General features: G+C 34.8%; 27 protein-coding genes. All 27 read right to left on the reverse strand.

What is annotated here, in order from left to right; genetic code table 11:
• Positions 1-157 precede the first annotated feature (157 nt).
• A complete protein-coding gene (locus tag F6P99_RS07065) occupies positions 158-871 on the reverse strand; it encodes a multiheme c-type cytochrome (protein WP_152286771.1) in 714 nt (237 codons plus the stop codon).
• Positions 872-874: 3 nt separating this feature from the next.
• Complete coding sequence (locus tag F6P99_RS07070; protein ID WP_152286772.1) at positions 875-1,906, reverse strand: ferredoxin--NADP reductase; 1,032 nt, start codon at positions 1,904-1,906, stop codon at positions 875-877.
• Between the two features lie 9 nt (positions 1,907-1,915).
• Positions 1,916-2,395 (reverse strand): hypothetical protein, encoded by a 480-nt coding sequence (locus F6P99_RS07075; protein ID WP_152286773.1) that lies wholly within the window; start codon positions 2,393-2,395, stop codon positions 1,916-1,918.
• Between the two features lie 12 nt (positions 2,396-2,407).
• Positions 2,408-3,214 carry a c-type heme family protein gene (locus F6P99_RS07080; protein ID WP_152286774.1) on the reverse strand — a complete coding sequence of 269 codons (807 nt, stop codon included), beginning with the start codon at positions 3,212-3,214 and terminating at the stop codon, positions 2,408-2,410.
• A 25-nt stretch (positions 3,215-3,239) separates the two neighbouring features.
• A complete protein-coding gene (locus tag F6P99_RS07085) occupies positions 3,240-3,722 on the reverse strand; it encodes a globin family protein (protein ID WP_226913041.1) in 483 nt (160 codons plus the stop codon).
• A 22-nt stretch (positions 3,723-3,744) separates the two neighbouring features.
• The gene (locus F6P99_RS07090; protein ID WP_152286775.1) at positions 3,745-4,161 is read right to left on the reverse strand and encodes a globin family protein; all 417 of its coding nucleotides are present in this window, start codon (positions 4,159-4,161) and stop codon (positions 3,745-3,747) included.
• A gap of 232 nt (positions 4,162-4,393) precedes the next feature.
• On the reverse strand, positions 4,394-5,665 hold the full coding sequence (locus F6P99_RS07095) for an alginate export family protein (RefSeq protein ID WP_152286776.1): 1,272 nt from the start codon (positions 5,663-5,665) through the stop codon (positions 4,394-4,396).
• Between the two features lie 140 nt (positions 5,666-5,805).
• Positions 5,806-6,612 (reverse strand): ABC transporter ATP-binding protein, encoded by an 807-nt coding sequence (locus F6P99_RS07100; protein WP_152286777.1) that lies wholly within the window; start codon positions 6,610-6,612, stop codon positions 5,806-5,808.
• 18 nt (positions 6,613-6,630) lie between these two features.
• Positions 6,631-7,488, reverse strand: coding sequence for an ABC transporter ATP-binding protein (locus F6P99_RS07105; RefSeq protein ID WP_152286778.1), 858 nt, complete (start codon positions 7,486-7,488; stop codon positions 6,631-6,633).
• 44 nt (positions 7,489-7,532) lie between these two features.
• Positions 7,533-8,633, reverse strand: a complete 1,101-nt coding sequence (locus tag F6P99_RS07110) for an ABC transporter permease (RefSeq protein ID WP_152286779.1) — start codon at positions 8,631-8,633, stop codon at positions 7,533-7,535.
• A gap of 104 nt (positions 8,634-8,737) precedes the next feature.
• Entirely contained in the window at positions 8,738-10,117 is a 1,380-nt protein-coding gene (locus F6P99_RS07115) for a CmpA/NrtA family ABC transporter substrate-binding protein (protein WP_152286780.1), read from the reverse strand.
• Positions 10,118-10,365: 248 nt separating this feature from the next.
• Positions 10,366-11,070 (reverse strand): Crp/Fnr family transcriptional regulator, encoded by a 705-nt coding sequence (locus F6P99_RS07120; protein WP_152286781.1) that lies wholly within the window; start codon positions 11,068-11,070, stop codon positions 10,366-10,368.
• A 194-nt stretch (positions 11,071-11,264) separates the two neighbouring features.
• A complete protein-coding gene (locus F6P99_RS07125; RefSeq protein ID WP_152286782.1) occupies positions 11,265-12,605 on the reverse strand; it encodes an MFS transporter in 1,341 nt (446 codons plus the stop codon).
• Positions 12,606-12,888: 283 nt separating this feature from the next.
• On the reverse strand, positions 12,889-13,899 hold the full coding sequence (locus tag F6P99_RS07130; RefSeq protein WP_152286783.1) for a DUF481 domain-containing protein: 1,011 nt from the start codon (positions 13,897-13,899) through the stop codon (positions 12,889-12,891).
• A 10-nt stretch (positions 13,900-13,909) separates the two neighbouring features.
• A complete protein-coding gene (locus F6P99_RS07135; protein WP_152286784.1) occupies positions 13,910-15,946 on the reverse strand; it encodes a hypothetical protein in 2,037 nt (678 codons plus the stop codon).
• Between the two features lie 5 nt (positions 15,947-15,951).
• Positions 15,952-16,578, reverse strand: coding sequence for a hypothetical protein (locus F6P99_RS07140; RefSeq protein ID WP_152286785.1), 627 nt, complete (start codon positions 16,576-16,578; stop codon positions 15,952-15,954).
• 174 nt (positions 16,579-16,752) lie between these two features.
• Positions 16,753-17,232 (reverse strand): hypothetical protein, encoded by a 480-nt coding sequence (locus tag F6P99_RS07145; protein WP_152286786.1) that lies wholly within the window; start codon positions 17,230-17,232, stop codon positions 16,753-16,755.
• Positions 17,233-17,249: 17 nt separating this feature from the next.
• Positions 17,250-17,654, reverse strand: coding sequence for a hypothetical protein (locus F6P99_RS07150; protein ID WP_152286787.1), 405 nt, complete (start codon positions 17,652-17,654; stop codon positions 17,250-17,252).
• A gap of 101 nt (positions 17,655-17,755) precedes the next feature.
• Complete coding sequence (locus tag F6P99_RS07155) at positions 17,756-18,763, reverse strand: HAD family hydrolase (RefSeq protein ID WP_152286788.1); 1,008 nt, start codon at positions 18,761-18,763, stop codon at positions 17,756-17,758.
• A 12-nt stretch (positions 18,764-18,775) separates the two neighbouring features.
• Positions 18,776-19,354 (reverse strand): hypothetical protein, encoded by a 579-nt coding sequence (locus tag F6P99_RS07160; RefSeq protein ID WP_152286789.1) that lies wholly within the window; start codon positions 19,352-19,354, stop codon positions 18,776-18,778.
• Between the two features lie 13 nt (positions 19,355-19,367).
• Positions 19,368-20,042 carry an outer membrane beta-barrel protein gene (locus tag F6P99_RS07165; protein ID WP_152286790.1) on the reverse strand — a complete coding sequence of 225 codons (675 nt, stop codon included), beginning with the start codon at positions 20,040-20,042 and terminating at the stop codon, positions 19,368-19,370.
• Between the two features lie 11 nt (positions 20,043-20,053).
• The gene (locus F6P99_RS07170; RefSeq protein WP_152286791.1) at positions 20,054-20,692 is read right to left on the reverse strand and encodes a DUF4136 domain-containing protein; all 639 of its coding nucleotides are present in this window, start codon (positions 20,690-20,692) and stop codon (positions 20,054-20,056) included.
• Positions 20,693-20,720: 28 nt separating this feature from the next.
• Positions 20,721-21,773, reverse strand: coding sequence for a hypothetical protein (locus F6P99_RS07175; RefSeq protein WP_152286792.1), 1,053 nt, complete (start codon positions 21,771-21,773; stop codon positions 20,721-20,723).
• 1 nt (position 21,774) lies between these two features.
• A complete protein-coding gene (locus F6P99_RS07180; protein ID WP_152286793.1) occupies positions 21,775-22,491 on the reverse strand; it encodes a porin family protein in 717 nt (238 codons plus the stop codon).
• A gap of 1 nt (position 22,492) precedes the next feature.
• Positions 22,493-23,089, reverse strand: a complete 597-nt coding sequence (locus F6P99_RS07185; protein ID WP_152286794.1) for a hypothetical protein — start codon at positions 23,087-23,089, stop codon at positions 22,493-22,495.
• A gap of 23 nt (positions 23,090-23,112) precedes the next feature.
• A complete protein-coding gene (locus F6P99_RS07190) occupies positions 23,113-23,781 on the reverse strand; it encodes a hypothetical protein (RefSeq protein ID WP_152286795.1) in 669 nt (222 codons plus the stop codon).
• Between the two features lie 222 nt (positions 23,782-24,003).
• The gene (locus F6P99_RS07195) at positions 24,004-24,708 is read right to left on the reverse strand and encodes a Crp/Fnr family transcriptional regulator (protein WP_152286796.1); all 705 of its coding nucleotides are present in this window, start codon (positions 24,706-24,708) and stop codon (positions 24,004-24,006) included.
• Positions 24,709-24,813: the final 105 nt, after the last annotated feature.

Raw genomic sequence — 24,813 nt, forward strand, 5'->3', positions numbered from 1 at the left:
AAGTTTTAAAACCTGTTGTTTTGTACGTATACAATACGATTTATGTTCCCTTTATTTATCAAATATTTTTCTAAGTTTCCATTAATCTTACTGTTAAGCAAAAATTAATGAGAGTGTTTCATGCTGTTTATTTGAAGCTACGTATTAATACGTAGTTTTAATTGAGGTATTTAGCTATCCATTCTTTTTCTGATAAGGCTGTGAACTTTTTTTGAGAACTAAACGGATCTTTTCCACCATTAAAATATGTTTTTAGTGTGCTTAGAGGAATGGTGTCTTTCATTTTATGTGGTACTTTGTATTCATGGTTCCCATGGAAGTCATGACACTGTAAACAAGTTACCCAAGCTTCATTTTTGATTAGTTCTGCGTGTGATGTATCTAAAGGGTCGTTTTTTACGGTAAGATCTTCATGACAATGCATACAATAGTCTGCTTTTTTTAATGTAACTCTTTTACCATGATGTTCTGAATGACAGGTGTTGCAATTAGCCGTGTTGATTTTTTCAACGGCTTTTCTGAATTTTGGCTCTAGAAATCTGTGGGTGGGATGACGATCGTTATCTCGTTCATGACAAGCCAAACATTTTTTAGTTTCTACATCAATGGTTCCGAACTCTACTGAATTCTCTCTCAATCCCATTCCATATTGTATGTTGGATTGTACTTGTTGCCACAAATTTCCTTCAGCATCTGAATGACAGGTGTTGCATGAAAAATCTTCATGTCCAGTATTCATGGTTCCGAGGCTTAAATATTCTTCGTTGCTTTCACTTGATAGTGTGAATAGCAAAATAGTACCTAGAACAATACCGAGTATGATTCCAATAAATTGTCTTTGTCTAAGTGGATTTATTTGAAATTTGAGCATTTGTTAACTAAGAATTTCGATGGTTACTTCTTCACTATCGGGATAAGCAACACAGGTTAGTATTTTTCCTTCTTTTACTTCGTTTTCAGGTAAAAGATGTCCTTTCATTAGTGTAATTTTTCCTGAAGAGCATTCGGCCTTACAAGAACTGCACATACCAGATCTACAAGAGTAGGGGAGTACAATGTTATCTAACATTGCTTGTTGTAATATGGTTTTGTTACCAGGAACCTTCAGCGAGTGTTCTTTACCTTTGTGTTTGATTGTAACTTGACTCACTAAATTTTTCCTGTCGATTTTTAATTTTGCTGGTTTGAAAGCTTCGACAGCAATTTTATTTAAGGGGATTCCTTTGTTTTTTAAAATTTCTTTCGTGTTTTTCATAAATCCAGCTGGGCCACAAATCATATAAGTGTGGTCTTCCACAAAATTTATTTCATTTTTCTCGAAAATCTTTTCAACAATACTATTGGTAATAAATCCAGAATAATAATTAGGATTCGTATTGTGACTTAAGATATGTACCAGTTGAAATCTGTCATTGTATTGTTTTTCTAAAGCTTTTAACTCCTCTAAGAAAATGATGTTATTTTGATCGTGATTGGCATAAACCATCACCACTTTTGAGTTGGGTTCTTCAGAAAGAACAGATTTTAAAATCGAAAATACGGGTGTGATTCCACTTCCAGCGGCGAATAAAACATATTGCTTTTTGTTTGCTTTATTTGGCTCTATAAAAAAACTACCCATCGGTTTTTCGATAGCTATTTTTTGACCTTTTTTAACTACGTTATTTACATAATTTGAAACCAAACCATTTTCAACCTTTTTTACCGTGATTTTTAAATCTTTATCGGTAAACGGATTCGAACTAAAAGAATATGCACGATTTTCTACACGACCATTGATGGGAATTTTTAAAGTTAAAAATTGTCCGGGTTTGTATTTTATTCTGTTGATGAAACGATTGTTTTTGAAGCAGAGGGTAACAGCTTGTTCTGTTTCTTGAATAATATTTGTTACAGTTAATTTCATGAGAATCGATTATTTATAATAAAACACTACACCTACGTGTAAGATGAGTAAAAGGGTAATACACATCGAAATAGATACATGCGTGATCATCCATCCCTTAAAAATCCAATCTTTTGATGATTTAATTACGTCTAAGTTTACAGTTCCTAGCAGTACGTTCGCCAAAAATAAATAGCTAAAAAGCGCTAAGTAGCCATAGCCTATTTGTGTACTGTGTATATAAAGAACAATCGGACTCAAGACACCAATCCACTTATGGATTTCATTTATAGTACCCGAATTTTTTCTGAATTTTGGGATGATCCTACTGAATGTCAATAGCCATTGCGCAAGAATTATCAAACCTAGTGCTAATCCACTCCATCTTTTGTAATTTTCTCTTTGTTGCAAGGTTTCTAGGGCTTCAAATTTTAGTTGAAACAATTCTTGCAATAGGTATAAAGAAAATAGCACTAGGCCTGTAATTGTAATTTGTTTGGTGTATTTCAAAAGAGTAATATATTATTTTAACAAAACGGTCATAGTTTCATATGAAGCCAATTCTCTAACACTGTCTAAGAATACTTCTGGACTTGGTAAATACAATCCACCAGCTGATGGCCACTTGTCTCCGATTTCAGGTTTTTTACTTGATTTAAAGGCAGCTATTTCATCAAGATAGTCTTTGTAGATTGCTTTTGTTCCGTTTCTATACGCTTTCAATACCGCTATTGTAGCATCGTAACTCAAAGAATCTGTCGGGTATTGCCAAGTTGTTGCACCCATTACGTCGCCTAATTTCCAATCGTCTTTTGTTGTTTGTTCGTGCTTGTTGTGGCATGATACACAGGCAGGAGCACCAGCAACATCTGCGAACATTGCAGTGTATACTTTTTGATCCTCATCGTAAAAGTGTTGCGGGATTCTGTCTTCTTTTATTTTTTTGAAAAGCTCACCTTGTTTTCCTTCAAATTTGTTGGCTTTGTTGATAGGGAAATCCGATCCCAAATACAATCCTAATGGAACATCACTTTTGCGAATGTCATTGGCAATACCTCTTAAAAATAATGCGGGTAGTGGACCGGCTTCTACATCTTCTTTTTGCCAATCTTCATCGAATTTCATTCCTTGTTTTTTTCCTGCTCCAACAATTGCTTTTGTGTACAAAGTTCTGGTAACGTCGTTTTCTTTAGAAACCATTTCTAAAACTTCGGCAACTGAAAATTCTAACTTTTCTTTTTTGGTGTCTTTTGATTTTTCTGGAACACCTCCACAAGAAATTAAGAATGTTGTCGAAAGTGTTGCTAATATGTAAGTGAATTTTTTCATGTTTGTGTTTTTTGAGTTGCTATTTTTATTCGTATGCTGCTTCTATCATAACAGTTGCCATTACTGTATAAACTTTGGTCCAAGCTTCTTTTACTTCTGCTGTAAATGCTTCTCCCAATCCAGCATCTAAAGTGTCTAATAATGCTGCACCCACAGTGTCGTAATGTGATTTTTCAACTTTGTATGCGACATGTCTTTTTCCTAAGTCTTGAAGTACCGGAACAAGTTTGTCTAGCGCTGATAATCCTGCAACTGCGCTTGCCAACATGGTCATTAATTTATTTCCTTGTTCTGCCATTGCACCTTTTTTCTTCGTAGGAAACAACGGTTTTAAATTTGGATCTAATTCAAATAATTTGGTATAGAAAATTTCCGCAGCAGCTGGTGCTATGGGTTTTACCAGTTCAAAAGAATCTTGAACTAATTTTACGGTTTTTGCATCGACAGGAGCTTCTTCTGTCATAGTGTCTTCTTTCTTTTTGAATAGTGTTTTGAAAATGTTTAACATGATATGAATTTTAGGTTATTTATTAATAGGTTGCTGATTTCATTGTCGTTGCAATGGTGTTGTAAAAGTTGCACCATGCCAATTCTACTTCTAAAGTAAATTCGTCTTGAAGTCCGTTTGCGATACTTGCGATGAGTGCCGTACCTACAACATCGTAATGTGTGGGTTTTACGTTGTAGTCAACGTGACGTTTTCCTAAATCGGTGAGTATCGGTTTTAGAATTTCAAACTGATGTAAGTTGGTTACAGCACTCGATAGCATTCTCATAAACTTATCTCCTTGTTGTGTCATTTTTTCTTTGTCATCAATAGGGAATAAGGACTTAAGATCTGGGTCGAATTCAAATAACTTCTTGTAAAAATAATCTGCCGTAGTCGATGCTACTGGAATTACCTTTTTAAAAGAATTTTGAACGATATGTATCATTTCTGTTTTCATTTCGAGTCTGTAATTACTGTGTTGTTTATGTAGTATTACGGATGTAAAAATAAATCGAATCAATGATGAATTTCATGAGAAGTAACAACAGAAAACACCTTTTTTATCAAGGTTATCTAGGTGGATTGAGGGTTAAAAAACTGATTTTTATCAGCTTTTACAACCCCTGTTTTTTGAGCAAAAAAAAACTGCCCAATTTGGGCAGTTTTTCTTAGTTTGATTTCTTAGTTTTTTATAAAAACTTAGGTTTGATAGTTAACATTAACCAAGCCCAGTTTTGTGTGCTTTTTGCAGGTGGATTTCCAACAGGATTTGGAAAATCATCGCTTTCAAAGAATTGAGAATACCCTCCTGCCAAAGAAAATTCTTTGAATTTTTTAGAGAATACCAAGTCAATTTCTTGTCCTAATGAGTTTTTAGTTTGAGACTGCTCAGAGAACATATGTCCTTTGATTTTTAATCCGTAAGTTTTGAAGATTTTTGTTGCAGCTGTTATATTTAAGTCTACTAAACCGTTTGCATTAGCATGGTTTCCTACGTAGAATCTATCCATCAAACCATTGAATTTGTGGTTCGTACCGTATAATGGGAAGAATCCAACAGAAGTATCTGTTTTACCAGAGATTACCTCAGCTCCAATTCCAAAAACTGTTTTTTCCGTTGCTTTAAAGTTTACATCCAAACTAGCTAAGTAAGCAGCTTCAACTGCAACTTCTCCAATTCTTTCTCCGTCTTGTATAAACGCGTTACCACTGAATGAAAGTGCTCCAGGTTTGTAGTCGAAGTGTATACCTCCTGTAAATAAACCAGATTTTGCATTTCCATATCCTTTACTAGCAGGATCTCCATCTTGGAAAACATTGTATAAAGCCAAAACACTCATATTTAAAGTATTGTACTTTTTATTAACTCTTAAGAAAGAGATAGATTTGTAAGAGAATAAAGCTGCAGTATTGTATACGTTATCAGTACCATCACCATTATATCCAGCTCCAAAATCTAAAGAATACCCGTTGTTAGCATATTTCACGATACCTACATCGTGCGTTCTTGCTTGCTGAGCCCAACCTAGACCACCTAAAATTCTTTGATCATCATACGAAAGAGGTTGTCTACCTAATTTAAATGAAGTTAATTTAGAGAATTTAATATCTGCCCATGCTTCTTGCATTCTGATCTTTCCGTTTCCAGTAGCAGAAATTTGAGGTCGATCACCAAAAGTAAATACTTCTTGTACTTTAATGTGTGCAGTGTATGTTTCAGCAGCATATGTAGCTCCTAATGCAACTCTGGCATCAGTGTGAATGTAAGCAGGAGTTCCTTCTCTACCTGCGGTGTTTACACTTCCTTTAGTTAGATCGGTAGCATCTTTAGGTTGGTATTTGTAGTTGAAACCGTCTCTGTATTCAGATCTAGGTCTAAATTCTCCACTAAAAGAAAATTGTGCCATAACTGAGCTGGTAGCCAACAACAATAAGGCGATAAGGGTAAATTTAATTTTCATTTTTTTCTAATTTTAATAGTTGATTAATATCGTTTTTGTTTCTTTGATTATATAGGCAAATCTATGAGATTGCTATTAGTTAAAATATGACTTTTTGCAGGTTTTTAACACTTTTTTAACTTCTCTAAGGTAGTAAAATCTTAGTGCTCTAAGAAGTCAATCATATGTTTTCTATACTTGTAATAATCGTCGTGCGCAAGTACTGCCTTTCTAGATCTAGGTCTTTCAAATTCTATAGGCAGTATGTCTCCAATTTTGGCTCTAGGACCACTTGTCATCATAACTACTCTGTCTGATAAGAAAATTGCCTCATCTACATCGTGTGTAATCATTACTGCTGTAATTTTTTCTTTGTTCCAGATTTCGATCAGTACATCTTGTAGTTCACCGCGGGTTAAAGAATCCAACATTCCGAAAGGTTCGTCTAACAATAAAACTTTTGGTTTGATTGCAAAGGCTCTTGCAATACCTACACGCTGTTGCATTCCTTGAGATAATTCTGATGCTCTTTTGTGAAAAGAACCATCCAAACCAACTTTACTCAAATAGTATTTACAGATGTCTTCTTTTTCCTTTTTGCTTCCATGTGGAAATACTTGCTTTACTCCAAGCATTACATTTTCCATGGCTGTCATCCATGGCATCAAGCTCGGTGCTTGAAAAATTACACCTCTGTCAGGTCCAGGTCCTTTTATTGAAGAACCCAAAACAGAAATTTTTCCACCAGATATTTCGTTCAATCCTGCTATCATTGATAGCATAGTTGTTTTTCCGCAACCTGAATGTCCAATAATTGTTATAAATTCTTCTTTTTTTACTTGAAGATTTAGGTCTTCTAATACAACATAATCGCCTTTAGGAGTTGGGTATACTTTTTTTAAATCTACTAAATCGAGCATTACATCTTTCGACGGAAATTTCTCTTTTAATATTGCTTTTGTTTCCATTGTCTTGTCTCTTTTAGTTTATTTTGAAGCTCTAAATTCCCATCTTAAATCTTTTGGTTCTAGGTCTGGTAACTCGTAGTTGAATTCTGAGTTGCTAGATCTTTCGCTTCCAATATCCATTAAGTACTCGATAATTGCGTTTCTTGTTTTCTTGTATTCTGGATTGTCGTTTAAGGCAGTTTTGTCTCTAGGTCTTTCAATGTCAATTTTAAATTCAGGTCCTAGTGTTGCATTGGGTCCTGGTCTTAAAGGAATAATTCTATCAGCCATATAAATTCCCTCGTCTACGTCGTTGGTAATTAATAGTGCGGTTCTTTTGTTTTTATTCCAGATGTTTAAAATTTCATCTTGAAGATTTCCTCTAGTTAAAGCATCTAAAGCTCCAAGTGGCTCATCCATGATAATCATTTCTGGATCCATTGATAGGGCTCTAGCTACAGAAACACGCTGACGCATACCACCTGACAATTCTTTTGGTCTTTTGTTGATGGCGTGACTTAAGCTTACCATTTCAACATATTCTTTGATGCGTTTGTCGATAAATCCTTTACTTTCTTTAGGGAAAGCTTCTTTAACTGCCATTTCAATATTTTGATAAACAGTTAACCAAGGCAGAAGTGAATAGTTTTGAAAAATTACTCCTCTTTCATGACTTGTGTCTTCAACGGGTTTTCCTTTGAATAATACTTCACCAGAAGTTGGTTTTTGAAGTCCGTTGATTAAATTTACTAGCGTAGTTTTTCCACTTCCAGTAAAACCAACGATGGCAACAAATTCTCCTTCTTCTATATGAAGATTGATATTGTCAAGTACCTCGGTAACATTATTTCCGCTACCGTAGGTTTTTGTTACATTGTTTAGTTCTAAATATGCCATTTTGAATGTGTTTTAATTGTGAATACTTATTCTTTTTGACGTATTTATATTCCTTCGTTTTTATCAAAAGAGATGAACTTTTGTATGGTCAACATGATTCTGTCTAATAAGAAACCGATGATACCTATAACAAACATGGCAACAATAATTTTTGAGTTAGAATCCATGGCTCCGTTTTGAAATTCTTCCCATACAAAAGAACCTAAACCAGGACTTTGAGCTAACAATTCGATAGCAATTAATACCATCCAAGCAACAGAAAGTGTGATTCTTAATCCCGTAAAAATTAAAGGAAGTGACGCTGGTAAAATTACTTTGAATATTTTTTGAAAAGTTCCTAGTTTCAATACTTTGGCAACATTCAAATAGTCTTTGTCTACTGTAGATACTCCCATGGCAGTATTTACTAAGGTAGCCCACATTGAACACAGTCCAACACTAATAAATGAAATTACAAAAGAGGTGTCTCCTGTAGAATCTTTCGTCAAGGTTTTCACAATCATAAAAACTAAAAGCAACCAAACTACAGGTGATACAGGTTTTAATATTTGTATCAACCAGTTGAAAGAAGTTCTTAGGGTATCGCTTAAACCAATGATGATTCCGATAGGTGTAGCAATTAACAAGGCTAACAAGAAACCAGCAAAAACGGTTTTGATACTTGTTTTTATTTGATCGACGAAAGAAGGTCTTCCGGTATAAACGATAGGTTCTTTTCCTTGAGCGATTCTCTTTTCATTTAAAGCAGCCGTTTTTTCTTTAAAGGCTTTTTTGTCTTCACTAATTTTTTGGTGGTCTTCTAATAGTAATTTGTAAGAATCCCAGACTTGAGAAGGTGAAGGTAGTGTGTTTGGTTGGCATGAAGCATCACCAGATTCAATACAAGCTTTTACTTTGTCTGCTTCCGCTTGTCCTTGATCTTTTAATGTTTTTTCAATTTTGTAATTAGCTTCGGTATTGTAAAGAGATTTAGATCCTGTATACCAAACTCCAATAAATAATAAAACAGATGCAATAGGTGCAATGATTCGTTTTAAGATTTCTATAGTGTTTTTTTTGGTGTCTTCTCCACTTGCCAATCGAACTACTGGTTCGAAAAAACCAAGTCCAATAAATCGTAGCGCTTTAATGATAGAATCTTTCATTTTGTTGTTGTTTAGAGTATTGAAAGGCTATTTTCAATAAGTGTTTGAAAAATTACCCTTGAGAAGTTATTCACTTCTCAAGGGTGAATATTTACAATAGTTTATTATTTGTCTTTGTTTCCAATTTTAAAGCTGTTGATGTAACCGATTGGGTCTTTAGCATCGTACACTTTTCCGTCGATAAAATCTTTAGTTGCTGGTTTGTATCCATCTGTACTTGGGATATCAGTAGCAGGAATCTTTCCTTCTTCAGCTAATAATTTTGCTGCTTTTAACCAGATATCAGGACGATAGATTTCTTTCGCTTTGTTTGCGTACCATTCAGCAGGTTTAGCAGTTGGGATTTGTCCCCATCTTCTCATTTGAGTTAAGAACCATACTGCATCAGAATAGAATGGGTACGTTGCATTGTAACGGTAGAATACGTTAAAGTCAGGCATTTCACGCTTGTCACCTTTTTCGAATTCAAATGTACCAGTCATAGAGTTTGCCAATACAGCTTCATCAGCTCCAACATATTGAGACATAGATAAGATTTTCACAGCCTCTTTTCTGTTTCCTGGAGTATCTAACCATTTACCTGCTCTGATCAATGCTTTCGTCACAGCTGTAGCAGTGTTAGGGTATTTTTCAACGAATTGCTTTGTCATAACAAATACTTTTTCTGGGTTGTTTTTCCAGATGTCGTAGTTTGTAGTTACCGGTACTCCGATACCTTTAAATACGGCTTGTTGATTCCATGGCTCTCCTACACAGTATCCATAGATAGTTCCTGCTTCTAAAGTAGCTGGCATTTGTGGCGGTGGCGTTACAGAAAGTAAAACTTCTGCGTCAATTTGTCCTTGAATGTTGCTAGCAGAATACATACCTGGGTGGATTCCAGCTGCAGCTAACCAATATCTGATTTCGTAGTTGTGAGTTGATACAGGGAATACCATACCCATTTTAAATGCCTTACCGTTGTTTTTGTATTCAGTAATTACTGGTTTTAATGCATCAGCACTAATCGGATGTACTGGTTTTCCATCAGCATCTTTTTTAACATGTGGTTTCATTCCTTCCCAAACGTTGTTAGAAACTGTAATACCATTTCCATTTAAATCCATTGAAAATGGAGTAACTAATTCAGCTTGACGACCAAAACCTGCTCCTGCAGCAATTGGTTGCCCTGCTAACATGTGTGAACCATCTAATTGACCGTCAATTACACGATCTAATATGTTCTTCCAGTTTGATTGAGCTTCAACTGAAACGAATAATCCTTCGTCTTCAAAAAATCCTTTTTCCTTTGCAATTGCCAAAGGAGCCATGTCAGTTAACTTGATAAAACCAAACGTCAATTGTGGTTTTTCGATTTCTAGTGTGCTTGTTTTTGCAGCTGGTTGTGTTGCTGCTTCAGTTTTCTTTTTACTGTCTTTACCTCCGCAAGAAATAGCAAGTAAGATTGTTGCTAGTGCAGTAATTTTGATTGCTGTTTTTTTCATGTTTTCTATTTAATAGTTGTGTTAATTTTCATGTTTGAATACATGACAAAGATAGATGCGTGTATTGATTCAAACGGTGCATATTCACAGAGACAAACAATCTTTTACACGTGTATAAACGAGTAGTAAAACAATAATAAAACTGCTATATAACAGTTTTTTGTTGCAAATGGTTGATGCTATAAAACAAAAAACTGCGCTATCTAAGTATGAGAAAGCGCAGTTTAATATGGGGTTAGAAGTGTTTTTTAAGTATACATGTTTAAGGTGTGTTTGGAGATTTCTTCTTTTAAGGCTTCGAAGTTTTTGATACCCAGTTTACGTCCTTTAGCATTGATAAGGTTTTGCTTTTTTAGTGTTGATAGAATGCGAATTACTTGTTCTTCTGTAGTTCCTGAATATTCAGCATAATCTTTTCTGCTAAGTGAAACGTTGAACAGTCCATCTGTAGAACCAAATTTTTTGTCAATGTATAGTAGCGAGTCAATTACTCTTTCTTTTACGGTCATTTGAGCAAGTTTTCTTACTCTAGTTTCACTTTCACTTAATTCGTCTGCGTAGAATAACATAAAATCAAATGTTAAACTCGGGATATTCAATAGTATGTTTTTTAAGTCTTCTTTTGAAAAATAGCACAAAGAAGAGTCTTCTAAGGCCTGAGCTGAAATAGAATAATATTTAGACGATCCGAATCCACCACGATGACCAATGATGTCTCCGTCTTTTGCAAAACGTACAATTTGTTCGCGCTCATCTGCACCAGTTTTAGCGACTTTTACTTTTCCTTTATAGGTAAAGAATAATCCATGAGCAGGAGTTCCTTCCATGATGAATTGTTGCGATTTTTTACATTTTATGGTATGCTTGTTTTTTAAAAAATCTTTTATTTTTTCGTCTAAACTATGTTTTTTAATCAAACAGTTTAGGTTTTCACATTCCGTACATTCAGCCATTTTACTAAAATTTTATGGTTTGGTTTTACAAAGTTATCGAGTTTGTTCGTTTTAAAAGATGTTGTTGGTCAGTGTATTCAATTCTTTTTTTACATAAGTGAAACTGTGTTTTCGTAGGTTATGGTTATCAATATAAAAAAAGTCCTTTGAAATGAATCAAAGGACTTTTTTAAAACCAATTTTATTTTTTATAACTATGCTGCCTTTGAAAGCGATTCTAGTCTGTTTTGTTCGTCTTTTGCTGCTTTTTCATCTTCTGCAGAGAATTTGATCAACAGTCCTAAGAAACCAACTGAAGATACGATAAATCCAAATGTGAAGAATGCGTCTTGAAGTGATGCTCCACTTCTCAATAAATATTGAGCATACAATACAGCACCAACATTACCACCTGCTCCAACAATACCCGATACTGCTCCTAGTGCTTTTCTGTTAATGAAAGGAACTACTGAGTAGGTTGCTCCTTCTGCCATTTGAACAAATAAAGAGAAGAATACCATACTTGCAATTGCGAAACCTAATGTGTTCATTTGTGAGAATAATAAAAGTGCAATACCTTCTGCAACTACCACATAAACTAATATTTTTACCCTTCCGTTTAATCCAGAGTTTTTACCAAATTTGTCTGCGATCCAACCTCCAGTCGATCTAGCGAATAAATTCATAGCTCCAAAGAATAGTACAACAAATCCTGCTGCTTCTTGACTTAAGCTAAATTTTTCTTGGTAGTATGTTGAAGCTTTTCCGGTAACAAATAATTCCATTCCAAAACAACCAGCGTACATAGCAAATAAAATCCATACTCTTCTATCAGATGCTGCAGTTAAGAACAAACCTTTTTCACCTTTTTTAGATTGTGGTCTTTCAGTAGGTAAATCTGTGTAGTTTCCTTTTGGACAATCTGTGGTGTATTTCCAATATAAAAATGCAACTACTAACATAATAGCTGCTGGTATGTACATTGCAATTCTCCATGACTCTGTAGCTTCTGCCAATCCGAAAGCAGCTACCCCAGATGCGATTAATGGCATCGTAGCGTTTGTTACACCTCCACCAAGGTTACCCCAACCTGCAGTTGTTGCATTTGCAATTCCAATAACATTTGGTGCAAACATAACAGATGTATGGTATTGTGTGATAACAAATGAAGCTCCAATAACTCCAATAGCCAAACGAGAAAGTAAATAGGTTTCCCAAGTGTATGCAAAAGCAGAACCTGCAACCGCAATGGCTCCAAAGACTAATAAGTATACATAACTTTTTCTAGGTCCGATTTTGTCACAAAGATTCCCTATTCCTAAACGAGCGAAAATAGTTACTCCTACAGATGCAATAAATGCAATCGTTGTTTGTGCACTCGTTAAGTTTAAATCTACTGCAATTGTTGATTTCATAAGAGGTGCATGTGAGAACCAACCGAAAAAACATAAAAAGAATGCAATCCAACTTAAATGGAATGTTCTCATTTGAACTGACTTAAAGTCAAGTAGGTTAATTTTAGTGGCTTTTTCGTTTTGTAATTGTACTGTTTTCATCTTCGTTAGTTTTGTGAAAAATATTTGACACAAAGATATTGTGGTTTCAAAGTTTGTTTTGTGGTGTACGACCATTATAAAACAAGTTTTTAAACCGTAAAACTAATGCAATAAAAAGGTAAAAAAACTGACATATAGCAGTTAATTTCTATAAAGTTCTGATTGTGTTGTTTTTATAGTTTTTTAGAATTCGGTTTTTTCTAAGGTCTTTTCAGAAGAACTAGTCAAAACAGCTTGTATTTTATTAATGTGTTCGCAGAAATAAAAATGAAAAAAGGAATGTTTATTTATTGAACTCCCATCCAAACCCACTAGAGAAAATATAATCATATTGATTTCCTTCGATGGCAGGTTCGTTATCGTAGTTGAGTGTAAAGGCTGTCTTTATATAAAAGTCATACGGTAAATCGTATTTGAGGGTAAGGTTGTAATCGGTTCTGATCCTTCCTAATGTTGAAATCGTCGGACTTATTTTCAAATCAGTAACTAAGCTTATATCCTTAAAATTATACATGTTAAGGCTTGCGTTTAAAAATGTCTCAGTCGATTGCTTATCTAGCGTTGGATCTACGTAGGTTTCGAAGTTGAATGCAATACCTGTTGATAAACCTAAATATAATTTTGGAGTGCTCACAAGTAATTTCCCAGCACCAATATTTGGAGTAAAACGACCGTTTAAGGCTTGTTCGGTATTTGACAGAAAAGTTAACTCACCTATCAAATACCAAGTTTTAGATATCAGTCTTCTCAAATCTGCTTTGGCATCTGTTCTTTTTATATCTGCGACACTATCTTGTTTAGAGTCTAAAAGGTTGATACTGGAGTTGGTGACCCATAATTCACCCACATAGGCAAATGTACCATTGACACTAGTTTGTCTTTTGTTCTGAGCTTTGGTAAAGTCGTAACCTAAGTCGATGCTACCAGAAAAACGTTTTCTTCTGTCTTCACTTACCTCTTGAAAAGCAACAATTTCTGATAATTTAAAAGTTTCAACTAAATCTTTATTTGTTTGGATTGTTACGATTCCTGGTTTTACAGTTTTTACCAATCCAAAGCGTCTTCTACTTTTGGTTAAGGTTACAATACATTTTTTATGAATGTATATTTCGGTGATTTTATCAAATTCGATTTGAAAATCTTTATCACTGTAGCTGGTACTAAAGACTAAAACGCCAACGTCGTAACTTTCTACACGACCTACTAAAAGATCGTTGTTTTTTAAACGTAGGGTATCTTTTTGACTAAAAGTCACCAATGAAAAAAGTAAAAAAAAGAAAGTAATACGCTTCATAAAATATTGATTAACGTCTTCTTCTTGCCGAAGGTTGCGGTCTTGTTGATCGGTAATTTTTGTAATTGTTGTTTCCTCTATTTCGATTGTTGTAGTGGTTTTCTAAGTTTTGTCGATTTTGAGGTGCAGGCTGTGTTTTATTCGGTCTTTGAGTATTGTTATTATTTCTTTTTTGTTGCCAGTTACCATTTTTATCACGTTGGTGTACATTACCATTTTTGTCGGAATACAGATTGTTTTTTCTGTTGTTCGTAGGTCTTGGTTTGCTTATTTGATTTGTACTTGGTCTTGTTCTTGAACTAATACCAGGACGATTTTTTCCTTGTTGTGTTCTGTAGATGTTGTTTGAATTACGTTTTCCGTGCGCATAACCGGCAGCATAACCTCTATGATATCCGTGACGATACCCATGACGGTAACCATATCGATAGCCACAAGGTCCCCAATAAGCGCGAGAATGAAATGAAACAGTCATCCATCCGTAGCTAACTCCAACCGAAAAGCCCCAACCGGTATAAGGATTGTAGTGAACACCAAAACCATAGGTTACGGGTCTCGGGTAGTAATACATTCCATACCAAGGGTAATAGTAATATCCAGAACCGTAAACAACCACTCCGCCATACACATAAGAATGATAGTAGCCTGGTGTATAACCTACATATACAACATCTGGAGTACTGTCGTAGATATATACATATTTCACGTTGTTGACTGGAGAACTAGGAGGTATGTCTTTTACTTCTTCTGGGCGCTCTGTAGCAACTGTCCAAGGTCCGTTTGCATTATTTGATTCGAACCAAACCCCATTGTCTACCACATAATATTTTTTCTGAATTAATAATACAGTACTTTCTGTGTTTACAGCATAAGACATGTTGGTATCTTCAATTTTCTCAAATTTCGGGTCACCATCATACGTTACATTGGTTGTTGCTTTTTTTCTGTCAACAACAGCTGTTTGAGGAATTTGTTGTTCGTATAAGGCATCTTTAGCTTCTTGAGTGCCAGGAATACTGATGCGCAAACCTGATACTTTTTCATTATCAGAAGGAATGTCTAAAAAAGTTTTAGGAAGATTTTTAGGTTCAACAAATTGCCATTCTTCTTTTTTGATGGCTTTTGTAGCATACCATCTTCCATTTAATAATAAATAGTGTGTTTGGCTTTCTATTTCTAGCAACAAATCACTTTCAGTATTTGTAACATATAGCAAAGTGGTGTTGTTGATTGGTTCGTAAGCTAAATCTCCTTTGGTTACAACGAGTTCTGAAGGTTCTGTGACTAAAATAAGGTTTGGTGGCGTATTTTCTCCCTCTTCAATATCAGGGTTTTGTTGCGATTCAAAATTTTTATCTGCTAGGTTTTCTATATCTGTAGGTACTGAACTGGTTACTTCCCAGTTGTTTGCAAATAAGTCTTTGGCTTTATACCAGAAATTCGCTCCCTTTAAATAAAACACATTTTTTCGTTTTACGATAAAAAAGGGTGTATTTACTACGTAGTCTATTTTTTCTCCTTCAACAGTTTTAAATTTTGGTTCGCCATCAATGGTTACTAAAACTGTCGATTCTTGTCTGAAGAATATTTTTGGGGGTTTGTTGTTGAGGTTTTCTGATAAAGCTTGTTCTTCTGCGACATTTTCTAAGCTTGCGATAAGCTTGTCAATTGAAATATCAATATTTATTTTTTTAAAGTCTTCAAGCAATACACTTTTTAAGACTTCAATATTTTCATCGTTTTGAATGTCTGGGAAGATAATTTTTTCAATCTGAATAGATTCAAGATTTGCAATTCTGGTTTCAAGGTCTGTTGCAAGTCTTGCTTCAAACCAAAGAGAACCAAAAATCATTTTATCTTCTTTGGTTTTGATAGATAATGCCAATCTACCTTTTAGATTATTTTCAATTAAAGTTTCGTACTGAGGCTGATAAAGTGTGATTAAGTAATTACCTGCTTCAATTTCTCTAGGCCAAATTAATTGTTCTTCTTGTGAAGTAGCTAAAAAAGAAATAAAAATAAAAAGTAGATTCGCTAATTTTTTCATAAGATCTAGTTTATACGGTATACAAGTCCACCACTAAATCCACCAATCAATGTTGTACTAGATCCTGAAAGACCTGCACCACCGGTTCCGATATAAACTCCTCCCCATTGAATAGGGAACATTAAATTTCCTTGAACGTTTAATCCCCAAGTATCGTTAAACATATAGTTTGCACCTGCTTTGATTGCTACTGCTAGGTAAAATTTAGTATCAATTTTTCCTACTTCTGGGTGTTCATTATTTGAGTTGAATATTCCCATACCGAATCCACCACCGAAGAAAGGGCGTAGTTTTTCCATTTCTAAATATTTAGAAGCTCCTACTAAAATCCAATCTGCATTTAGGTCAGTAACTTTTCGGTAATCTCCCGGCTCGCTTTGTATGATTTCGGTTGAATGATGTATGTACGTTACTTCAGTCATAGCTCCCTTAAACATATCTACCCCAATTGTGAAACTATATTGGTCGCTTTCGTTTAATTTGATGTAGCTGTTCAATCCATAATTTACCTTAGAACCGAATTGGTATCCATAACCAGCAGTTAATTCTACTGTTTGTGCTTGCGTGTTTGAACTTAAAAAACAGAAAGCTGCTATGGTAAGTACAAGTTTATAAATGTTCTTTTTTTTCATCGTTAGGTTTTTGAGTGTTAAAATTTAAAACAGTCTTTCTGGTATTGAAAGACTGTTTTAACTATGTTTTACTTTGAGTTTAAAAGCAGGTAATAATGCATAATATACTCAGTTGGTAAAAATAATGAAATCTTTAGAGTTATTGTAACCCTTGCCTAGATTCTAAAACTGTGTTTATTGTACTTTGTCAAGCTCTCCTATAAATGGAACGCTTTCGTATACTGCAACTTGAGAAAGACTTAAGAAATAATTTTCAACTTGTAAAAACTGAGCAGCCGCTTTTGCTCCACCTGCTTTTTTAAGTTTTTTAAAGTACTTCTCGATGTTCTTTGCATTCTTTTTCTTTTGTTTGATGCTTCTTTTGCAAAGATCTTCTAATTGGTCTTCAGTAAAGTTTCCGTAATCTTCAGCATATTCAGAAATGATTGTAATACGTGCTTCACGTAAATTTTTTCTGTCTACTTCATACGCTTTGTATATAGACCAAAAATCAGCTTCTTTCTCTGCATCAACAGTGATGAACTCTTTTACGATGGTAAGTTTTTCAACTCCGAATATTGACTTAAAGAAGTCTGCATCGTTGAAGTTGTTTTGCGCAAAGATTGCTAATGGACTTAACATGCATAAGATGATGAACGAATAAAATTTTTTCATTTTTTTTTATTTTAAATTTAATTATTAGGGTGTTTTTTTTTGTCGAAAAACAATTTGATTAGTGCTCCTTTTTCCATCGAGTCTTTAATGGCAATGATTACATTGTAACTCAATAATGAGAAAAATGAGGCTATTAAAATTAGCCAAAATTGGTTTGGATCTCGATGTTGTAAAATGTATCGTATAGCTTCGAGAAACACCTTGCCTTCTAAAAGGTTGTGAATTAGATTTTCTATAAACAATACAAAAGTTAAAACGAGTGTGTAGATGATAGATTTGAACAAAACATTTTTGTACAAAGCTTGTCTTAGGTAAATTTTTCCTAATGGGGTTTTGTCTAAGATAATTACCACTTTGCTCATTACTAATGCTCCGACTAGTGCAGCCGAAATACCATAAAATTGAACTTCAACTTGTGCCAAGCATAATTTTTTAATTAGGATTAATATGCCAAAACATATTAAAAAATAGGCGGTAACTAAAAGAACTTCTATGAGTTCTTTTTTTAGTTTTTGAATAAAACTCATTTCGTGTCACTGATTAATTCAAATGGGTAGACTACTTTCCAATCCTTTTTCATATCGGCGATGGTCCATTCATTTTTTATTGCTTGATCCATTCCTTTGTCTAGTTTAGAAAACGGATCTTTTCTACCATATAGGTATTCTCTTGTGTCATCAGTATGCGATACATATACTTGAAGGTTTCTCTTTTTGTTAGAAGCACTCCATTGTAGCATTTGCAAATCTCCATCTGAATTACCGAAAGCGGCTATGGGTTTTCTACCGATGTATCTGTGAATCGCTACAGGTTTTGCTGCTTTGTCGTCAAAGAAGTTTAATTCTGGTAATCTATTCAATACTGTTTTTTCATCAGAGTGTTCGAAAGAAACTTTGATACTACTACCAATGATTTGGTTTTTTGGTATACCATAGGTTTTTTCAGCCCAAGGACGCATGAAATCCATTCCACCACCAGAGACTATAAAAACTTTAAAGTCGTTTTCTTTAAGGTAATCGATTACTTCTAGCATGGGTTGATAAATCAATTCGTTGTATGATTTATTTTTTTCATGATGTTTTGCTGTTGCAATCCAGTTAGAAACAGTTTCGTCGAATTCATCTGTTGTCATCCCGCTATGAGATAACATCATGACTTTTGCAAGCCCTTCTTTTCCAAAATGAAGTAATTCATTTAAGTCGTTGTTCAATACTGCTTTTATTATTGGGTCGTTTTGCCACTCTGGATGCGTTTTCGAAAGTTCTTGAACTCTATCAAATGCAAATTGAATTTGTACAATTGGTTTTTCTGTCCAAAGTGTTCCATCATTATCAAAAGTGGCAACTCTATCTGCAGCAGCTACAAAATCAGCATGATTTTTATCAGTGACAGCAGTTACAAAATCAATAATTTGATGTTTCGATGTAGTCTCATTCCAAGAAGGAAGTGGGTCTACTTTGAGTGTTTTTTCTGAATGACAACTCGTAATTACAGTCAGTAAACAAATAGCAATGAATTGAAATGATTTCATAATAAGTTTTTATTATTTTTCTTCAATTTTTTCTAAAGAAATAGCTATCGCCTCGGCATAAGTCAAGATTAATTCTTGACCAATATGTACTTGTTTGAATATTGCTGCATCTTTTATTGGGATGCTTATGTAATTTCCAGCCGGCCCTCTAACAGTAGCCAACATAAAAGGTCTGTTTAGTACTTCTATCGTTACAACGGCTTTTGCCATTGCTCCAACAACACCTCCTGGTGCTACATCTTCCGGAGCTTTACCCGCTTCTGCAATGATTTGCAAAGGTTCTGCTCTTTCAGTAAGTGTAGGTTCTCTAAATTCAGCTTTGATATAAGTAATAAATTCAAATTTAATACGATCGTCTTTTTGTATCTCGTCAAAACGTTTCACGTTATCTCCAGCTTTAATGGTGTTGAGGTTTCCTTCGGGTCCCATCAAAGTGATTTCGCGAGTTTCTTTGTTGATTTCGGTTACAGTACCTTCACTAGATACCTTGTTCCAACGCTCTCTGCTTGGCATAGAATCTTGTATTACTTGAGCAAAAGAAAATTGCACAAATAATACAAGTAACAAGGCCAAGATGTTTGTCTTTTTCATATAATTGATTGTGTTACCATTCCCAGTAAATACCAAGACCGATATTTAAGTTAACAAGTTTATCGATGTTAAATGATTGGTTAGAATTTGTCGAATAATTGTAAGATACATAACTCGCAATTCCGAATGAGGAGTTCATTTCAAGTTGTAATCCTAGTTCTGGTTTTACTAAAAATCCCCAGTTAGAATCTTGGATTCCATAAATATTGAAATATGAAGTTTGCTCAGAATACATCGTACCCAATCCTAAACCAACATAAGGTTTTAGGTTTCTTTTTGCAAAAAAGTAGTAACCGTTGATAGCGATAGGCAAGTTGTAAACGTGTCTTACCATGTCTGTATAAATGGCACCGCTTCCGTCTTCTCTTTCGTACAATTGGCGTTCTACATAATCGTTAAAGGTGTTCCATCCTAAAGATACTCCAACTGCAAGATTGTCGCCATCGATAAAGTGCTTGTAATCAATTCGTCCTCCACTGTAACTAGTTTCGTCTAAAAAAGTACCGTTAAAAGGAATGCTCATTTCCCAATTCAAAACGAATTGGTCGTCGCTTGTTCTTGAATAGGTATAGATTTCTCTGTCTGGTTCTGGTGCATCAGAAGGCCAAGGTGAGGTTACGGTTGAAGTTGTTTGTGCTTGCATGAAGCTCCCCATACTAAGCAAACAAAGTAATAATAATTTTCTCATGTCAGTATGTTTTATTTTTGAATGTATGGAGATTGAATAAATGCTTGTTCGATTGCATCAACGGCTCTGTTGATATTTGTTGTTTCGTAAGTGCTTAACACACCAAAACTTACAGCATTCCAAATGGTGTTTATTCTCATTCCAGGAGCGCTGTTTTTAAAATCTCCAAATTCGATTAACAAATCACCTGTGTTGTAATTGTATGTTGAACAATATGGATAGTAGTATCCTCCTCCAGGGTACCAACCCCAAGGTGGGTAATATCCTGGGTAACCACCCCACCAACCCCAACAGTTAGTTCCTGTATTTTTGGCTTTGATAATGGTAGTTGCGATTGCGATATCAGCATCAGAAAGTGTTGGGTCTACAGTTCTTGTGTACCCTCGATTGTTCATGTTTGCTACTATTTCATTGATAATAGGGTCTGAAGCTGGTGGTACAATAATACTGTCATCTTTTATGGTATTTGAAAAAAGGAAAATAGTATCTGATAGGTAGTATTTATCATAATCTGTGAAGTCTGCTTCTAGATCTACATCTGTTGCGACAACAAAATCATATGAAAGTTGGCTAAGATCTGGTGACCTGTAGCATGAGTTTAGTATTGCCAAGGCAAAGACCAAACCTACTAATTGCATGGTTTTTTTCATTTGTGTTTATTTTGGGTATTCTATAATTTTAATTAAAACGGTAGTTCAAAGATACTAAAACAGATTTTCTGTCACCAATAAAACCTACTTCAGATCGTAACATCCAATTTTTGTTGTGTTGGTATTGCGCACCAATCAGTCCATTCCAAGCTTGTTTGACTTCTTTATCGATTCCATATTTTACGATTCCTTCTCCATCGGCTTCGTCGATAGCATCAATAATAGGGCCTATAGTCTTGTCTGCAATTATTTTTTGAGGCGGCGTTGCTTCGTTGTCGTACCAGTCTCTATAATTAGCTACAATTTCATCAGCTTTTTCCCAAGTTTCAGGCGGCAATGCTTCGTTTAATTTTAACTGTCCACTCGTTTCTGAGCTTAATTCAACACGCATGGCACCTACCCATAAACCAACATTTCTGTAAGGTTTAGATGAGTGTACAAAATTATGTCCGAATCTAAAACCAAGAGTCGACACCTTAACCGATTTGTCGAGTAATTCGGGTTTTGTCCATGATAAGTTTCCATCAACGGCAATCCAAACAGGTCCTACTCCTCCTGCAGCTGTAGCTCCAAAACCTGCTGTTTTTACACCTTGTTCTACCACCGATTTTAGACCTAAGGGCTTGTTTCCGATTTTGTCTAGATTTACTTCAGTAATAGAATTACCTACACCAAAAATACCGTATACATTTAAAAATGGGAAAACCCATAAATCGGGGCGTACCATTAGCGTTTGCGCTGTACTGTAGTTGTCTCCAAAACCTACAAAATCGATTTCAGTTAACGGGAAATCTTGATTGTCGTTTTGAAAACCAAGTTGCAAGTTGTCAATAATTAGTCCTTGTTTTACCCAGAAATAATTAGCCATTAGCCCTACAGGATAGGGGATGTCAAAACCTTCTGAATAGGCAGCTTGCCCCCAAATAGGAAAAACTTTCTTGTAATCTATCTGTTTGATACTATCTGTATATGCCTTATGAATTGGCATTATTTTTTTAGAAGAGTATTGTGCGTTGGTTTTCTGAATTGAAAATAAGAACGCGCAAATGAATAATAGAGGATAGGTTGCTTTAATTTTCATACTATTCTTGTTTTGATTTTGCTTCACGTTTCTTTTTTGCGTCACCTGCACCGATGGGTACATTTAGTTTTAAAAAGAGTGAATTGTTTTTTGTGCCAGGGCTGTTTTTATAAACGTCTACCATACCAATATAGTATTTGACACCTAGAGTCATTCCGTCGTTTTTCATTAAACGATAGCCTGTTCCTATGGTGATTCCAGCGTCAATTTTGTTTATTTGATCTTCGTTAAAGGTTTTTATTTTTATCGACTCATTATCGCTTTTGTAATTGAATTCTACATGCGCTTTGTGCATCCATCCAAGTTGTGGGCCACCTTCAAAGTAAATTCTGTTTTTTAGACTGTATTTTAAAAGGATAGGTACTATGAAATAGCTTAATTCTTGACTGTATGATCCGGCTTCTGGCTCGATAGGTATGTTTAAAAGGTTCAATTCGTCAGTAGATAAATTGTTAGTACCTAGCGTTGATTTTACCAATACTCCCGTGTCTAAATGTAGTCGTTCTTTTAAAGTGATGTCAAAATAAAAACCAAGATTGTAATTTCGAATACTACCGTCTCCAAAATCTGAGATGTTGGCCCAGTTTACTCCTCCTTCTAATCCGAACTCTAATCCAGGTGAATTTAGTTTGTCACCAAACAATAAACTTAATAATACTTGAGAATTTGCTGTAGAGCAAACAAAAACGAAGACGATTAAACTTACTAGTTTTTTCAAATTATTTCTCGATATCTAGCCAGTTTACAACAAGTGGCTCGGTTAATTGAAATGTGCCTTCGGTTCCTTTAGGGAAGTAGATTACTGTACCAGGTTGCAACATACCTACTGCTGCACCTACAGCAGCACCTTTACCGGCTCCTTCGCCACCATCAAATGCAGCACCGACCCCGGCACCGATTGCAGCTTTTCTTAGGGTGTTTCTTCCGTTTCCTTGAGTTTCAACTTGTTTTCCTTCTGTCTTACAAGTTTGTACAAAGTTGTCTATAATGAATCCTCCTACGGTTATGGCGAATTTGCTTCCTCTTCTTTTGGTGTGTTCTGATACCAACACTTCCATCTGGACGAGTGTTCCTTTTGGGATCAATACTTTGCCTTTTGAGGTTACATCTCTATCTAAGTCGACAAAAAAGTGATCACCGACTTTAAAGTTTTTTGCGTAGACATCTTTCGATACTTTTAAGAATAAGATGGTTCCGACTGGTAGCGTTGGGTAGTCTTTCGAAGCCTCTGTGTTATTTGCTTCTTGCGCGGTTGACACAGTTGATGTGAAAGTAAAACACAACGTTAAGAATAAAAATAAAAGAGATTTTTTCATTTTTTAAAAGATTTAATGATGAATTATTTTAAGCTTTTTGCAATTTTTTCTACATATTCTTCTGCAGCGGTATATACTGTTTCAGGGTCTTTTACAGCTGAAGTGACAACAGCGACAAGTTGTTCTGTTGATGAAAGATCTAAATTAAATATTACAGTTTCTAATACGTATGCAACTCTAACTTCTGTACTTGTTGTTGAAGGCACGTAACTTTCGTAGGTTGGGTGTGAATATGGGTGGTTGTAGTAGCCATAAAATCCTCCGTAGTATTGAGGGTATAAACTGCTGTAACTACCACCGGTGTAATAACCTCCATGTTGCGTGGTAACGGTTTTTTCAGAACGTCTTTTGACACTTGTTAAGATAATGGCGTGGTATCCCATCTCTTTAATATTGTTGACAAACTCAATTTTTTCTTCATCAGAAAGTTGTCTTTGGTCATTAAAGATGGGTATTTTCATATAGCTGGTACTAGCTTTCAAACCTTTCTTTTTTAAATGACTCACCATTTGTTCTTCGAAAGCTCCTCTTTTTTTGTTGTCTTCAGTTCTAGTGATTACTAATATGTTTTGATCCTTTAGGGTATCTATTTTATCAGATTTCCAAGCGTTAATTACTTCAACACTTGACACACAAGAAGTAAAAATTGTTGTAAAAATGATGAAAGCTAAGTATAGGGTGTTTTTTTTCATGTATAGGTTGTTGTAGGTGGTATTTTTTATGGCAAATGTAACCTTTAATAATATCTTTCTATTTCTAAATTAATGAGTTTTTTCGAGAAATGAAAAAAATGTGAGTACAATGTGTAGTTCTGACGTTGAATTTGAAGTAGTCTTACAGGTTTTAGGATATAAAAAGACCCCTTTTTAAATGTAGTATTTAAAAAGGGGTCGGTGTATTTGTGTTGCTTTTGTTTAACTATCTAGAAAATAATTATGTTCTGAGATTTCTTTTTTCAACAAGTCAACGTTTAATATTCCTAGTTTTTTTCCTTTAGAAACAAGCAGTTTCTCTTTTTTTAAGCTAGAAATGATACGAATTACTTGCTCTTCGGTTGTTCCTGCAAAATCTGCAAAATCTTTACGTGGCAATTGTATGTTGAAAAAACCATCTTCGCTTTGACCAAACTTTCGATTGATGTATAAGAAAGAATCGATTACTTTTTCACGAACTGTCATTTGAGCAAATTTTCTAACTTTAGTTTCAGATCTGTTGAGTTCTTCAGAATAAAAAAGCATCAAATCAAAAGTAAGATCTGGTATGTCGTGTAGCATTTTCATCATGATGTCATTTGTGAAATTACACAGATGTGTTTCTTTAATTGCCAATGCACCGATAGGGTAGTTTTTACCCGAACCAAAACCTCTATGCCCGATAATTTCTCCATCATGTGCAAATCGAACAATTTGCTCTCTTCCGTAAATCCCGGTTTTTACTACCTTAACTTGGCCTTTTCTTACAAAAAATAGTCCATGAGCAGGAGCTCCTTCCATAATAAATTGCTGAGATTTTTTGCATTTGATGTTGTGTTTTTCGTCTAAGTATTTTTCAATACTCGGATTCTTAATGTTTTTTTTAATCAAGCAGTCGGCGTTCTCACATGTAATACAATCAGACATAACATTCGTTTTAGTGGTATTGTGTTGACAAAATTACGTATTTTTTTTAACACTACGTATTAATACTTAAAAATAAACTATTTTTTTACATTCGAAAGTATGTTT

This window comes from Flavicella marina (assembly GCF_009193215.1).
Taxonomy (GTDB): Bacteria; Bacteroidota; Bacteroidia; order Flavobacteriales; family Flavobacteriaceae; genus Flavicella; species Flavicella marina.